Raw genomic sequence first — 13942 nt, forward strand, 5'->3', positions numbered from 1 at the left:
TTGCACATAGGAACGCAGTTCGGCAATGGAATGGTCCGCGACAGGATAGCCGACAAAATTCTTAAGAGGATGAAGCCTCGGCCGGTCCGAACACCTCGACAAAGGCGTTCTTCAGCGCCACGTCGACATCGTTCATCGTCACGGGCAGGCCGAGATCGACAAGGCTGGTGACGCCATAATTGGCGATGCCGCAGGGCACGATGCCGTCGAAATGCTCGAGCTCCGGCTCAACATTGATGGCAATGCCGTGAAAGCTCACCCACTTGCGCAGACGCACGCCGATGGCCGCGATCTTGTCTTCCATCGGGCTGCCATCGGGAAGCGCGGGCTTGTCCGGCCGGGCCACCCAGACCCCGACGCGGCCGTCCCGCCGCTCGCCCTTCACATTGAAGGAGGCGAGGGTGCGGATGATCCATTCTTCCAGCGCGGACACGAAGGCACGCACGTCCTCGCGCCGCGTCTTCAGGTCGAGCATCACATAGGCCACACGCTGGCCCGGGCCATGATAGGTGTATTCGCCGCCGCGGCCTGCGTTGAACACGGGGAACCGCTCCGGATCGATGAGGTCTGACGGCTTGGCGCTCGTTCCGGCCGTATAGAGCGGCGGATGCTCGACCAGCCAGATCATCTCGCCCGCCGTGCCTTCCCGAATCGCTGCCGCCCGTTCCTCCATGAAGGTCAGCGCCTGGTCGTAAGGGGTGATGCCGGGCGCGATTCGCCACTCGACTGGCCTTGAGCCTTCGGCGGCGCGGAACTGGATCGATTCTGTAAGGCTCTCGGTCATGTCTTCTTTCCTGCGGCGACCCCGACCCAACTCGAATCGTGAATCACCCGAATTCCTCTGCCGCTGTCGCTTTCGGCTCTCGTGAAGCTTGGTCGCAAGGCGCGGGGCAGTGTGCGTTTCCCTCTTATGCATCCCCGCAAACGCTGGGTCCAGTGCGGGTTTGCACAGGCTTGTGCGGTAGGCTCGACTTTTTTGTGACGGGTGGCTTGTGCGCCAGAAATCGATTTGCTACATGCCGCCCTGCCGGTGATTACCGGCATGCGTCGCGGGCGGTCGTGGCGGAATTGGTAGACGCGCAGCGTTGAGGTCGCTGTGGGGCAACCCGTGGAAGTTCGAGTCTTCTCGACCGCACCAACGCTCTCTCAGACGCGAAAACCTTCCCTTTCTTCACACAACATAGTGCTTCTGAACGCAGGTTTTCCTGCTGTTTGGCGCGTCTTTTTTACTCCTCCACGAATTTCTTCTAACATCACACATTCAGCTTCGAATGTCGCTTGTGCTCCCCCAGGTGATTTGCTACATGCCGCTCTGCCGGTGATTACCGGCATGCGTCGCGGGCGGTCGTGGCGGAATTGGTAGACGCGCAGCGTTGAGGTCGCTGTGGGGCAACCCGTGGAAGTTCGAGTCTTCTCGACCGCACCAACGACGGACAAGATCCCGTAGATCCAAGAGTTTTCACCTGCGTAAGCACAATCCCAAGTGATTGAAGCTACGCAGTATCGGTCGCGATTTCTCGCGCTGTTTTCACCGCTTCAAACTCAGCATCGCCGCCGTTTGTGCCTTCTGTGAAGGCGGCGACGGTCACCGGCTGATCGAGATCGGGAAAGTGGTAGATGGCGTTGACGGAAAACGGTCCGCCGCCCGAGTGTCCGATTACGCGCCCGACGCCTTCCATGCGCCCGATTATGAGGCCCAGACCATAGCCGCATTCCATCCAGGGGCGGCCTTCGATTCGGTCGCCGAGTGGACGGGCATTCAGCATTTGCCTCAAGGTTTCCGCCTGGATCAGCTTGCCGGTGACAAGCGCGTGGAGCAGGCGGGCCGCATCCTGAGGCGTACCGGTCAGACAACCGTGATAGACCCAGCCGGGATGATAGTGCTGCGCCGCCTGCCAATGGACCCGCAAAAACTGCTGACGCGCAGTTGCAAGTTCGATTGAATGAAGATGAAGGGGCAGGGCGATCAGCTCAGCGAGAAGCGAGCTGAAACTCTTGTTTGTTTGGTCTTCGATGTGCCTTCGTGCCAGCATGTAGCCGATGTTCGAGTAGGCCCAGCCCTTGCCGGGCTCGAACAACAACTCGTCTGCGTGCGCAGCAGTCATGAGCTGCTCCTCGGGCCATGGCTCTTCATCGCATGCTACGGCTGCATGATAGTCTTTCAGGCCGCCGTAATCCGGGAGGCCGGCCGTGTGCTGCAGAAGCTGGCGAAGATTGTAGCGACGCCCTGACAGCGGGCGATCAAGATCGACCTCGCCCCGCTCGTGAAGTTTTAACGCGCAAAGCGCGATCGCGGTTTTGGAAAAGCTCCAGTAGGGGAAGACCAGTTCGGTACTACCCGCCGAACCATAGTGATCGTCATTCACGATCGAATAGGAATAGCCACGCTGGACCTTGTTCATGCTGCGGCACCCACCTACCCATAGATCAGCCACTGCCAGGCTTTCGTGACCTTCCTATTGGTGGTCAGCTCGGAGCGAGACGTCAAGCTAAGACCGCTACTCTCTCACGTAGGAAAACAGCGTCCGACCGCTTTCGGTGACTTGCAGTCTGTTGGAAATCCTGCCGCTGCGCGCTAGCGCCGTAGCGAAGGCTTCCTCGGTATAGTCGGGGAAGATATCCTCTCGCAGCGCGAGCATCTTGCGTACGGTCGGATCTGACTTCGGTACGAACTCGATCACACCGGCCGGCGCCATGGCAGTGATCCACTTGACAACCTGAGCCAACGGTACGTTGTGGGCGATTGCCAGGTGATGTTCGAACGCCAGCGCAAGTATGGCATCGGCGCTGAAGCGCTCGTTGAAGCCACCCCTTTCGGCCTGCATCCAGCCCTGAGCGGGTGAGGGATTGCGCGCGTCGAGGAAGAGGGGAAGGAAATTCAGGTTCTCTGCGACAGCGCGGGCGTAGGCCTTGTCCAGAGACTGTTGATCGAAATCGAAGCCTGTCACCGCCACAGCACCGATTTCGAGACAGATCTTGCTGTAGTCGCCGGTATTGCAGCCGAGATCGATCACGCGCCTTGCACCGCTGGAGCGAACAAAATCGGCGACAAACTCTTTCTTGCGGGTTGTCTCCTGGTCGTCATAGGTGGTGGTCGAGGCGTAGTTCGCCCATGTGGTGGAGGCCTTGTTGGCGGGCTGCAGCGATGAAATCCAGCCGTGCAGCTGCCGGAGCATGGATTGGAGACCCGCCAGAGGAAGCTTTCTTCCCTCTGTCGTGAAGCTCACTTCCCGATCGCTGGTCGAGTTCTTCTGGAAATAGGCGGGCAGGACGACGTTGGAGAGAACGCGCCAGCCAAGGCGGCTGCGGATAGGCAGCAGGCGGGCGAGATCGCTCGTCATGATGCCTTCGAGATTGCCCCGATACCAGGCATTGTGCGCGATATCGAGATGAGCCCGCAGGAGGAGCGGATTGAGGAATTGCTCGCAGAACTGCCGGTGACCCAGCCAGAACTCGCCGTCGCGATAGGGCCGTACTGACAGATGATCGATGAAGATGGGTTTCGGGCCCTGAAACTGCACGTTGTAGGCCGAGGCATCCGATAGGGTCAGCCCTTTGTCCAGCAGATCCAGATGAAGTTCCAGATGGAACAGGGCGGCTGCCTTGAGTAACGAGAACGACCACTCGTAGGGGTAAGTCCAGGGGCTGAGCCTTGGGTGCTCAAGCACATAGGCGATCGACTCGTCGAGGCCTACTTCCTCGGCTGTAACTTCCCGGAATTCGACCAGACGGCCTTCGTTGGCCAGTTCGCGCAAGGCCGGCCGCGCTGCCTCGTAGGCCTCTGCTGCCGAATGAGAGACGCTCCGGAACACCCTGTCGCGAAGCGAATAGATGTGGCCGGCAGGATCGCGGAAAGAACCGGGCAGGCGAACAGGTGCGGTCAGGGCTGTGCTCCTCCTCAGCTTGCAGCTACGTTTGTGAGATTACTTCTTGCGGGTCGTGAACAGCGACTTGAACTTGTTCCAGTAGACGGACACCGCCGCGCCACCAACGGCAATGGCTCCTATGATTGCCTGCAGCACCATGCTTCCAGTACCCGGATCCAGATAAGCGTATGCGGGAAGCGTGAAGGCGGCACTGAAGGCGATTGCAGGAAATACAATTCTCATGAGGGCCTCACTTGTCAGCGATCCAGTAGCTCACTCTCTCAGAGAGCTGTCATGTGACTGTCGTATTTAGACGATATAGAGGCGGACTATTTCTCTTCTATATGGTCCCGGTAACGTTAGATTTCAGGCGGCAATATGTTTATTAGGTTGTGAAGTATAGATCTGTATATTGCGCCGCGGGATGAGCCGCGATGGATAAAATTTTCGTGAGCCCGGTGTGTTCGGCGCGAATGCAGCGCGATCATAGTGCTGAAAAAGTCGTTCGGAAAGAATTGGAAGTGTGCAGGATTTAAAACGTCTTGCCGAATTTCACAATTGAAATAGAAGCCGGCTAATTAATTCATGGACGGCATGATACTCCTAACGTGCTAAGTGGATAATTCTCTTGCCGGGTGTGGTTTTGCGGCTATGCTACCTCCTATGGAGGGCTGTTTCGTTGGTGCTGATCTGGGTTAACTACTTGTTCGGAATGTCTGCAGGGGTGGATGGGGGATGTTGTTTCATCGGACGCCATTGCACGGTGCTTGGCTGATAGACGCTGAGCCCCATCTGGACGAACGGGGCTGGTTTGCTCGTTCCTTCTGCGAGCACGAATTTGCCGAATACGGTCTCGAAACCCGTTTCGTCCAGCATAGCCGCTCCTTCTCGAAGCGCGCCGGTACTCTGCGCGGGATGCATTTCCAGACCGCACCGCATGAAGAGGTAAAGCTCGTTTCCTGCGTCTCCGGCGCCATCTTCGACGTCATCTTCGACATGCGTCCGGGCTCTCCTTCATACCGCCAGTCCTTCAGCGTTGAACTCACAGCGGCTAACGGCAGGCAGCTTTACATCCCGAAAGGCATGGCACACGGTTTTGAAGCTTTGACAGATGATGTAACAGTTAACTATCTAATTAGTGAGTTTTACGCGCCGGGCTATTCCTCCGGGATTCGCTACGATGATCCGGCGCTGGGTGTGGAGTGGCCTATGCCGGTTACGCAAGTCTCTGACAAGGATCTGGGCTGGCCGCCCTGGGAACTGATTAACAGAGGAATGTGTTTGGAGGATTAAGGCGGCGCGCGAATTTTGGGGTCAATTCGTGCATTTGCCGGACAGGGATCAAGGGTGAGAGATCACTCGAATGGGGGATGGTATGAATGATGCCGCAAGCGCCACATAGTCTGCGCGAGACCGGGCTTTTCAAGAACGGCAACCTTAGTGAAGACGACAAGGCGCAGCTCGACAGGCTTGGTTTCGTTTACAAGTATTACGCACACGACACCACGGTGACAGCCGAGCATGACGACATGTTCGTAGTTGTTCATTCCGGCTGGGGCTGTCTATACAGCAATGTTCCTGACGGTGATCGCCAGATACTTGATTTCCCTCTGGCAGGTGACCTTTTCCTCCTGAGCCGCTCTTCCGAAAACGGGGTTGATGAAACTTTTTCGTCTTTGACCGAGCTCATGATCTGGCAGGGGCCGGCGCGCAATGTGATTTCGGGCGTTGCCAATCACCCGAGGCTTATGTCGCTTCTCCTGGCTGCAGCGCTTCGCCAGAAATCCATACTCGTTCAGCATCTGAACAGTCTGGGACGCCGAAAGGCGCTGGAGCGCGTGGCGCATCTTCTGCTTGAACTCGGACAGCGCCTGGAAATTGCCGGAGCGGCAAGCCGGGACGGTTTCCGGTGTCCTCTCACCCAGTATGAACTTGCCGATGCACTGGGGCTCACCGCCATCCACGTCAATCGCATGCTGCGCGAACTTCGCGAGCGCGAACTCATTGATTTCCGCCAGAAAACGGTTCGGTTCCTGGATAGGGTGGGGCTGGAACGACTGGCGGGATTCGAACCGGACTATTTGAAAATACCACTTTGAGAGTAGATAAATAATAAGCAGTACTTACAAGCGACCTCGCAGTTTCTAACACTGTATATTGTGAAGTTACCACTTTGTATTAGTTTCGTTGCTAATCATATTCATTTTTCACTAATCCACATTAAAGCGAAGTAAAAAGTGGGCGTGTACTATATATTTGTAAGGCGGGGGTTATGAGCCGCAGATGCGGTAGGGGAAGTTGGGTCAAGTCTCCCTATCAAATAGTACAGCGCTCAGCTGGGATCCCGCCATAACGGATGGTTCAAACGGGGAACTTAGTTATGCATTCGGGAACATGGAGGAAAGATTCCAGAGAGAATTTTGCACCAGTCCTTGGCTATCTGTCCAAGGAAAGCCAGGATCAGGCGAGCAAGTCACTTGATGCTGAAACTGGCGTATTACTTCTTCTGGATAGTCGGGCATTGCAGCGGGAATGTCTCATCGAATGTCTCGTCGCACACGGGCTGGAAATGGAAACCGTCCCGTGCAGCACAGCAAGCGAGCTGCGCAGTCTCAAACTGGATACTTCACGCAAGAACGTCATCCTATATGGCCTCGGCAACCGTAAGACCACGGAACCGGCTGTCGTGGGAGAACTCACAGCACTGGTACAGGAGTTTGCACCGATCCCGGTTCTGGTCCTGGCCGAGAGTGAAGAGCTTGTCTATGTGGTGAAGGCTCTGGAATGCGGCGCAAAGGGATACATCCCTGAATCCACCCGTATCAGCGTCTGCGCCGAAGCGATCAATCTGGCGATGGCCGGCGGGGTCTATGTCCCGGCCACGAGCATCCTTTCGATGAAGAAAGCGATCGTGCAGGGCGGTGAGAGCGAGCCTGCGCCTCTATCAGGCATGTTCACTCAGCGTCAGCAGGAAGTGATCATGGCGCTACGGCGAGGCAAGGCAAACAAAATCATCGCCTACGAATTGAACCTCCGCGAAAGCACGGTTAAGGTTCATATCCGAAACATCATGAAGAAGCTCAAGGCAACCAATCGCACCGAGGTGGCCTATAAGCTCAGTGAGATGTTCCCGAACTAGGGCAACGAATATCTAGCGAGGATGAAGGGAGCATTGCGGCCTCCCTTCCTGTCGAGCATGGTTCCTGTACGTACGGGAGCCATGATTGGATCATTGCGCGCAGTAATACCATTCTTGGGGGAGGTATTATGGGTTCGATTGTCATTGAAAACGCCTCGCAACGGGTTGCAGCACCTGCCGTCTGGCACGGCGCGCTTCTGACCCGTGCAGACGTTCAGGAACCTTGGCAGTTCGATGATGGGCTGTGGCGATCTAGGATCGTCGAATGGCTGCGCGAGGCGGCGCTGCCCCTATGGATGGACAAGGGGATCGACCGCGACCATGGCGGGTTTCACGAAGCGTTGGCATTCGACGGTAACAGTCTGCAGAAGCCGAAACGCATGCGCACCATGGCGCGCCAGATCTACGCGTTTTCCATGGCAAGCATCCACGGCTGGCACGACGAAGCCGATCGCTGCATCGCTGAAGGCATCGATTTCCTTCAGCGTGGGCGTACCCGGAACGGCGGTTGGGTGCGTGTTCTGAACCCGGACGGTAGCGTGGCGGATCCAACGGAGGATGCCTATGATCACGCATGCGTTCTCCTGGCGTTGGCGCACGCCCATCGCGCCGGCAATCCGGATGCCCTGCAGCTCGGCCGTGAGACGTTTGATTTCATCGATGAACATCTGGCCGATCCCTACGGCGCCGGGTTCCTCGAAACCCCGGAGGGCGGCGAGCCGAGGCGCGCCAACCCGCATATGCACTTCCTGGAAGCTTTTCTTGCCTGGCATGAAGCCACGGGCGAGCGATGCTACCTGAAACGTGCGAGGGGCATTACGGATCTTTTTCGGTTGCACTTCTTCGAAGCGGAATCCTGGACGCTCGGCGAATTTTTCGATGACAATTGGGCGCGACCGAGGAATGCCGCAGGCGACTGGACGGAGCCCGGCCACCATTTCGAATGGGCATCGCTGCTTGTCGACTACGCCCATCGAACCGGCGACACGGAACTTTTCACCTATGCACGGAAGCTCTACGCCTCGGCCATCGCCAACGGCCTTAACCGGCTGACCGGCCTGGCCTTCGGTGCTGTTTCAAGAAGCGGATTACCGCTCGACCAGGCCTCGCGCAGCTGGCCGCAGACGGAAGCGGTGAAGGCGGCAATCGCGCTCGACGGCACGCCCGGTCCGGATATGAAGCCAGAGATCGAGGAGCGCATGGCGCATCTCTTCCGCTGGCATATAGACCCGGCACCCAAAGGCCTCTGGATCGACCGCTATGATGAAAAGGGCATGGCGATCGCGACCGAAGTTCCGGCCTCGATCTTCTACCACCTCATCACAGCGTTCACGCTCTACCTCAAGGGAAGCAAGTAGGGTGTCGTCACAACGCCCCCGCTGGCCTTTCCTCGGCCGGCGGGTAGCCTCTCAGCTTTAGAGCAATTTCAGGAAAAGTGGGACCGGAAGTGGCCCAATTTCATGCGGCCACTAGCTCACCATGCGCGTGCTTCGGCCGATATAGAAGCGAGGTTGCGAGACCGTCGACCCGCTAGAACAGTCTCACCTTCCGCACGTAGAACGCTTCTGCGTAGCGCTCGGGAGCACGGCATTCCATGCCGCGCAGACGGGCAAGGCCGCGAAAGGTCTCGGCATCGAACCAGTCCTTGGAGCGCTGGCTGCCGAAATGCATGTCGAGCAGCTCGATTTTCCGTGTGAGAGCTTCTTCCGACAACGTTACATAGGCGTTTGGCCCGCCTAGATCGCCATCCCACTTGGGGATCTCGTATTCGAGGATCAGGCTGTCGCGGAAAAGATTCCAGGTCAGCTGGTTGATCTCGCGGTGGTCCTGGTGCGCGTCGAGCCGCGTATGGGTGAAGACGATGTCCGGCTTGGTATTCGCCCGTATTTCAAGCAGCCACTCCTTGATCGCCTCGCGCTGGGATGGAAAGTCGCTGTCCTTGAAGCGGCCGAGATGAATGTTCGACGCAGGCACATCCGCAAGGAACGAGCGCGCCGAATTGTGGGCCTCATCCTCCCGCTTGCCGCAGGCGCTGAACACGCACCAGTCGATGCTGAGCTTTCGATCCTGGCCGATGAGCGTCAGCAGCGTCCCGCCTGCGCCGATCTCGATGTCGTCCGAATGGGCGCCGAGGCAGAGGACGGACAGCGGCTGTCCGTCCTTCAGGTCGAGTGTGATCATGACGCGGCGAGAACGACGGAACGCCGCTCCCTCTCGGCCCGCGTACGGGCATCCCACGGCATGTCGCCCTTTTCGACCATGTCTTCCAGCGTCTGCCAGTCACGCAGCGTGTCCATCGAGCGCCAGAAGCCCTCGTGCTTGTAGGCCATCAGCTGGCCGTCGGCTATAAGGCGGCTGAAGGGTTCGATGACCAGCTCTTCGCCTTCGCGCATGTAGTCGAAGATCTCGGGCCGCATGATGAAATAGCCGCCATTGATCCAGATTTCCGACCTGTCGGAGGTGACGAAGCGCTTCACATCACCGTCGGACGCAATATCGGCCAGATGGTAGGTGAGGGGCGGGCGCACCGCGAGGAAGCAGGCGAGCTTGCCGCTTGCTTCAAACTTCTGGATCATGTCGTTCAAATCGACGTCCGTCAGCCCGTCGCTGTAGTTGGCGAGGAACATCTTCTCGTTTTTGAGATGATGGCGCGCAGCCCACAGGCGCTCGCCGATGTTGCGCCAGATGCCCGTATCAAGCAGCGTGATCCGCCAGTCGATGTCCGCCTGGGCGTCATCATTGAGGATCTCGACGTCCTTGCCGCCGCCCGTGACGACGCAATCGGCGAAGGTATGCGGGCGATAGTTGAGGAAGAAGTCCTTGATGACATTGGCCTTGTAGCCGAGGCAGAGGACGAAATCCGTATGGCCGTAGTCACTGTACCACTGCATCACGTGCCGTAGGATCGGCTGGTGGCCGAGCGGTATCATGGGCTTCGGCACGGCTTCGGAATATTCTCGGATACGGGTTCCAAGACCACCGCAGAAGAGAACGACCTTCATGATGCCATCTCCTTGGGATCGATAATCGTGACAGTCGGTATCGCTATGACGAACTTTGCGCCCCAGGAGCCCACATGGCTCATCTGGCGGATGATCTCGTCCTTCAGGTTCCAGGGCAGGATGAAGACGTAGTCGGGCTTTGCCTCGTCCAATGCCTCGACGGGATGGATCGGGATGTGCTGCCCCGGCGTGAAACGCCCATGCTTGTAGGGATTCCGGTCCACGGTGAAATCGAGGAAGTCCGGGCCGATGGCGCAATAGTTGAGAAGCGTATTGCCCTTGCCGGGTGCGCCGTAGCCGCAGATCTTCTTGCCTTCATTCTTGGCTTGGATGAGGAAGGCGAGGATATCCCGCTTCACCTTCTTCGACTTCTCGCCGAAGGACAGGTAAGTCTCGATACGATCAAGCCCGCCTGCGATCTCACGCTCAAGCAGAGCGTCTACGCGTGCTGCGCGCTGGTGCGCGCTCGCTTTCAGCGCGAGATAGACGCGGAGCGAGCCGCCATGCGTTGGCAGTTCCTCCACGTCGATGACCTTCAGGCCATGGCGCGCGGCGAGTTTCTCGATCGTGATGAGCGAGAAATAGGAGAAATGCTCGTGATAGATCGTGTCGAACTGGTTTTCGTCGATCAGCTTCTCGATATGCGGGAATTCCAGTGTCACGACACCCTGGTGCTTCAGCAGCACGGCCATGCCGCCCACGAAGTCGTTGAGGTCCGGCACCTGCGCCAGCACATTGTTGCCGATGATGAGATCGGCCTTCTTTCCACTGTCGACCAGCTCATAAGCCAGGCGGACGCCGAAGAAGTCGACGCGCGTCGGTACGCCCTTGTCTTCCGCTGCCATGGCAACGTTTGCCGCGGGCTCGATGCCGAGGATCGGGATCCCCATCGGCAGGAAGTGCTGCAAGAGGTATCCGTCGTTGCTGGCAAGCTCCACGACCAGGCTGTTGCTGTCGAGCGAGAGCCTGTCGCGGATCATCTCGCAATAGCGGCGGGCGTGCTCGACCCAGCTTGTCGAATAGGAGGAGAAATAGGCGTATTCGGTGAAGATCTCCTCGGGGGTCACATATTCCTTGAGCTGGACGAGGAAGCAGCTGTCGCAGACCAGGACATGGAGGGGATAGTAGGCCTCCATCTGATCGAGCTGATGCGCCTCGAGGAACAGCTCGCAGGGCGGCGACATACCCAGATCGACGAAAGTGTGCTTGAGACTGGTTCCACAGAGCCTGCAAGTCGCCTGTGGAACTGTCGCACGGGTACTGTTGCTGGAATCGACAGCCTGAAAGTTCATTCCCGCTCTCCCACCTTGCCGGCCGGACCAGGATCGGGTTCGGCGGCGGATTGGCCCCAGATGCTTCATTGGGGCTAGGCTAGCGCGCCGGTTACCGCTTGCCGATTTGGCAGATCGGATCACCCCCCTATCCAAAGGAGTATGAGCGGACCGGAAGAGCATACGATCGGATAGCCAACGGAAGATGCACCATGGTTCTCACGCGTCTAGCGGTGCAAGCGCCCTTGCATCCACCAGCAGGCCCGCACCTTTGAGTCGCCTGGAGGCATCCGCTATATCCTGGAACGAAGTGCCGGAACGCTCGGCCATATCGAGGAGCGAGTGCTTGCCGTCGGAAAGGTTCAGCACCCACAACAGCGCCATTGCCTGTTCAGCCGTGCGCTTGTCTCCACCCATGGCACCATAGAGCCCGCGGCGTCCAAGTTGTGGTTCGCCCTTTGGTGAAAGGTTGAGCGGCGTCCAGTCGTTCTCCACGATATCGATGACGTAGCGGATGATCTCCCAGGACAAGGCCAGATGCTTCGGTCTTATGAAATCCAGATTGTCCGCCGAGGTATGGTACTCGGGAAAAGTGCCGAACAGGCTCCGCTGGAAGAGCCCCACCGGCAGGTTGAAGCCCGGCGAACAATATTGCCGCTCGTCATAGCCGTAGGGGGAGAAATCGAGGATCGTCGCCTCCGGAGCCAGATCGCGAAGCGCGATGGCCATGGCGCGATCGATGAAGGCTTTCCCGTTCCGGCTACGCTTGTAGGTCGGTCCGCCGCCATCACCCATACAGGAGACGACAAGTCCATGGTCGATCTGGTCAAGCCGGCTTTCGTTGCGTGACAGCCAGGCGAGCGAGCCAATGGTACCTGGCGCGAAGATGAAGCGATAGGTATGTCGCGGAGGAGCACCGGCGGTCATCTGGCGGGCGAGGTAGGTCAGAAGCGCCATGCCGGAACAATTGTCATTGGCAAGCGACGGATGACACAGGTGAGCCGATAGCAGAAACTCGCGATCCGTCGTGCCCTTGATGACATACTCGCCATAGGTGAGGCTGCCGGGAAAACGCTCGGCATCGATGAACACCTCGTAGGTGCCGGGCTTCAGCTGCTCGAAATCCTGGTGACGCATGCAAAAACCCCAGTTTTCTGCATAGTAGATCGTGCGGTAGGGGATCAGATCCGGCTGCTCGGGCAGGGTGTGGATGTGGCCCGCGAGCTCCTCGAACTCCATGAACCGGTGCGCCGGCATGCTGTAGTTGACGATGTGCAGGTTATGGACGGCGAAGTCGACGACCTTGATGCCCTGGTCGTTCTTGATCCACGCCTCGCGGATCGACCATTCCTGCGGTGCTGTCCAGTCGAACAGCTGGGTGCCGGTCGGGACCTCCACGGTCTCGAGCGGTATCTGACGTTTCAGGATATCAAGCGTCTGGCGCACGCCATCGCCGGTGATGCTCCTGCAAATCGGGTAGATCTCGGCCGCGAGAGCATAGATTTTTGCGCCCGCGGCGTCGGTATCGCTTTTGCTTCTGAAACGACGTTCAGCCATCGGATGAGCGTTCATGATGGAGCGCTATCAGGCCGTTGCAGCAACTGAGCCGTGCTGGGGCTGTTCTTCCCGCACGCGAAGGTCAGTCCCCAGCAGCCCTTCGGCCATCAGCTTTCGGATGTGGCCGATGCGCTGGTAGCGCGGACCTTCAAACTCGTCCTTGGAGAGGCCGGAGCTCGCATAGGCCTTGTAGAGCTGCTCGGCGCCCATGCGCGCATCCCAGTTGGAGTTGAACCCGAGGACGCGTTTGATCTTCTCGAAGCTCACGCGGTAGGAACGCTTGTCGGGACCTGCATCGTCGGCAAATTCAAGCCGGCAACCGGGAACCACATCTGCCACGATTTCCGCAATCTCGCGGATGCGGTAGTTGTGTTCCGTCTTGCCGACATTGAAGGCCTGGTTGGACACCTGATCCTGCGGGGCCGTGAGGCCTGCCATGAAGGCACGCGAAATATCCTCGATATGTACGATCGGACGCCATGGCGTGCCGTCGGATTTGAGCAGGATCACGCCTTCCGTGACGGCCCATGCCACGAGATTGTTGAGCACGATGTCAAAGCGGATCATCGGCGAAAGACCGTAGGCGGTCGCTGGGCGGAAGAACACCGGACAGAAGGAGCTCGTCGCAAGTTCCGCGATATCGCGTTCCGCATAGACCTTGGACCAGCCATAGGCCGTCACTGGCTGCAGCGGGCTGTCCTCGTCCACCATGTCGTCGCCTGCCTGACCGTAGTTGCTGCAGGACGAGGCAAACAGGAATCGACCCACACCAGCCTGTCGCGCCATTGCGGCCACATGGACGCTGCCGCGATAGTTGATGTCATAGGTCCGGTCCGGATCGAGGTTGCCGAGCGGATCGTTGGAGAGGGCGGCGAGGTGAATGACCGCGTCGATCCCTTCGAAATCCTTCGCCCTGGCGTCCCTGACGTCCTTGCGGAACTCCGGGATCCCCGACGGCGTCCCCCCGGGCGCGAACAGGCAGCGACGGTACAGGGCACTGTCATAACCGCAGACCTCGTGGCCCTCGGCCTGCAGCATCTTGACCATTACCGAACCGATGTAGCCACGATGGCCAGTCACCATCACTTTCATTGCAGTCGCGCTCCC

The 13942-nt window shown here is 58.5% G+C and carries 12 protein-coding genes, 2 tRNA genes and 1 pseudogene; 6 read left to right on the forward strand and 9 right to left on the reverse strand.

Annotated elements, in window-relative coordinates; all coding sequences use genetic code 11:
* Positions 1-61: 61 nt before the first annotated feature.
* Entirely contained in the window at positions 62-784 is a 723-nt protein-coding gene (gene lipB, locus IEX27_RS01765) for a lipoyl(octanoyl) transferase LipB (RefSeq protein WP_188719205.1), read from the reverse strand.
* 269 nt (positions 785-1053) lie between these two features.
* Between lipB and IEX27_RS01770 the strand changes: the two genes are divergently transcribed.
* Positions 1054-1138, forward strand: a tRNA-Leu gene (locus IEX27_RS01770).
* Between the two features lie 203 nt (positions 1139-1341).
* Positions 1342-1426, forward strand: a tRNA-Leu gene (locus tag IEX27_RS01775).
* Positions 1427-1493: 67 nt separating this feature from the next.
* On the opposite strand, the gene IEX27_RS01780 is transcribed toward IEX27_RS01775, so the two are convergent.
* The 3 genes from IEX27_RS01780 to IEX27_RS01790 form a co-directional block, all read right to left on the reverse strand.
* On the reverse strand, positions 1494-2402 hold the full coding sequence (locus tag IEX27_RS01780; protein WP_188719206.1) for a serine hydrolase domain-containing protein: 909 nt from the start codon (positions 2400-2402) through the stop codon (positions 1494-1496).
* A 96-nt stretch (positions 2403-2498) separates the two neighbouring features.
* Entirely contained in the window at positions 2499-3902 is a 1404-nt protein-coding gene (locus tag IEX27_RS01785; protein WP_188719572.1) for a class I SAM-dependent methyltransferase, read from the reverse strand.
* A 21-nt stretch (positions 3903-3923) separates the two neighbouring features.
* The gene (locus IEX27_RS01790; protein WP_188719207.1) at positions 3924-4109 is read right to left on the reverse strand and encodes a hypothetical protein; all 186 of its coding nucleotides are present in this window, start codon (positions 4107-4109) and stop codon (positions 3924-3926) included.
* Between the two features lie 492 nt (positions 4110-4601).
* Between IEX27_RS01790 and rfbC the strand changes: the two genes are divergently transcribed.
* The 4 genes and pseudogenes from rfbC to IEX27_RS01810 form a co-directional block, all read left to right on the forward strand.
* Positions 4602-5159 carry a dTDP-4-dehydrorhamnose 3,5-epimerase gene (rfbC, locus tag IEX27_RS01795; protein WP_188719208.1) on the forward strand — a complete coding sequence of 186 codons (558 nt, stop codon included), beginning with the start codon at positions 4602-4604 and terminating at the stop codon, positions 5157-5159.
* Between the two features lie 86 nt (positions 5160-5245).
* On the forward strand, positions 5246-5965 hold the full coding sequence (locus IEX27_RS01800) for a Crp/Fnr family transcriptional regulator (protein WP_188719209.1): 720 nt from the start codon (positions 5246-5248) through the stop codon (positions 5963-5965).
* A 281-nt stretch (positions 5966-6246) separates the two neighbouring features.
* Positions 6247-7005: a response regulator transcription factor gene (locus IEX27_RS01805; RefSeq protein WP_188719573.1), complete on the forward strand. Its 759-nt coding sequence runs from the start codon at positions 6247-6249 to the stop codon at positions 7003-7005.
* A gap of 239 nt (positions 7006-7244) precedes the next feature.
* A pseudogene (locus IEX27_RS01810) lies at positions 7245-8363 on the forward strand (AGE family epimerase/isomerase); the annotation flags it as partial.
* A gap of 172 nt (positions 8364-8535) precedes the next feature.
* On the opposite strand, the gene IEX27_RS01815 reads toward IEX27_RS01810, so the two are convergent.
* From IEX27_RS01815 to IEX27_RS01835, 5 genes are all read right to left on the reverse strand, one after another.
* Positions 8536-9186: a PIG-L deacetylase family protein gene (locus IEX27_RS01815; RefSeq protein ID WP_188719211.1), complete on the reverse strand. Its 651-nt coding sequence runs from the start codon at positions 9184-9186 to the stop codon at positions 8536-8538.
* Positions 9183-10007, reverse strand: coding sequence for a glucose-1-phosphate cytidylyltransferase (locus IEX27_RS01820; protein WP_188719212.1), 825 nt, complete (start codon positions 10005-10007; stop codon positions 9183-9185). Before IEX27_RS01820 ends, IEX27_RS01815 begins: the two co-directional genes overlap by 4 nt.
* Positions 10004-11299, reverse strand: coding sequence for a class I SAM-dependent methyltransferase (locus IEX27_RS01825; protein ID WP_188719213.1), 1296 nt, complete (start codon positions 11297-11299; stop codon positions 10004-10006). The genes IEX27_RS01820 and IEX27_RS01825 overlap by 4 nt, the downstream gene beginning before the upstream one ends.
* Before the next feature lie 198 nt (positions 11300-11497).
* Positions 11498-12835, reverse strand: coding sequence for a DUF4910 domain-containing protein (locus IEX27_RS01830; RefSeq protein ID WP_188719214.1), 1338 nt, complete (start codon positions 12833-12835; stop codon positions 11498-11500).
* Positions 12836-12862: 27 nt separating this feature from the next.
* Complete coding sequence (locus IEX27_RS01835) at positions 12863-13927, reverse strand: NAD-dependent epimerase/dehydratase family protein (RefSeq protein ID WP_188719215.1); 1065 nt, start codon at positions 13925-13927, stop codon at positions 12863-12865.
* Positions 13928-13942: the final 15 nt, after the last annotated feature.

It is taken from the genome of Nitratireductor aestuarii (assembly GCF_014641695.1).
Classification (GTDB): domain Bacteria; phylum Pseudomonadota; class Alphaproteobacteria; order Rhizobiales; family Rhizobiaceae; genus Chelativorans; species Chelativorans aestuarii.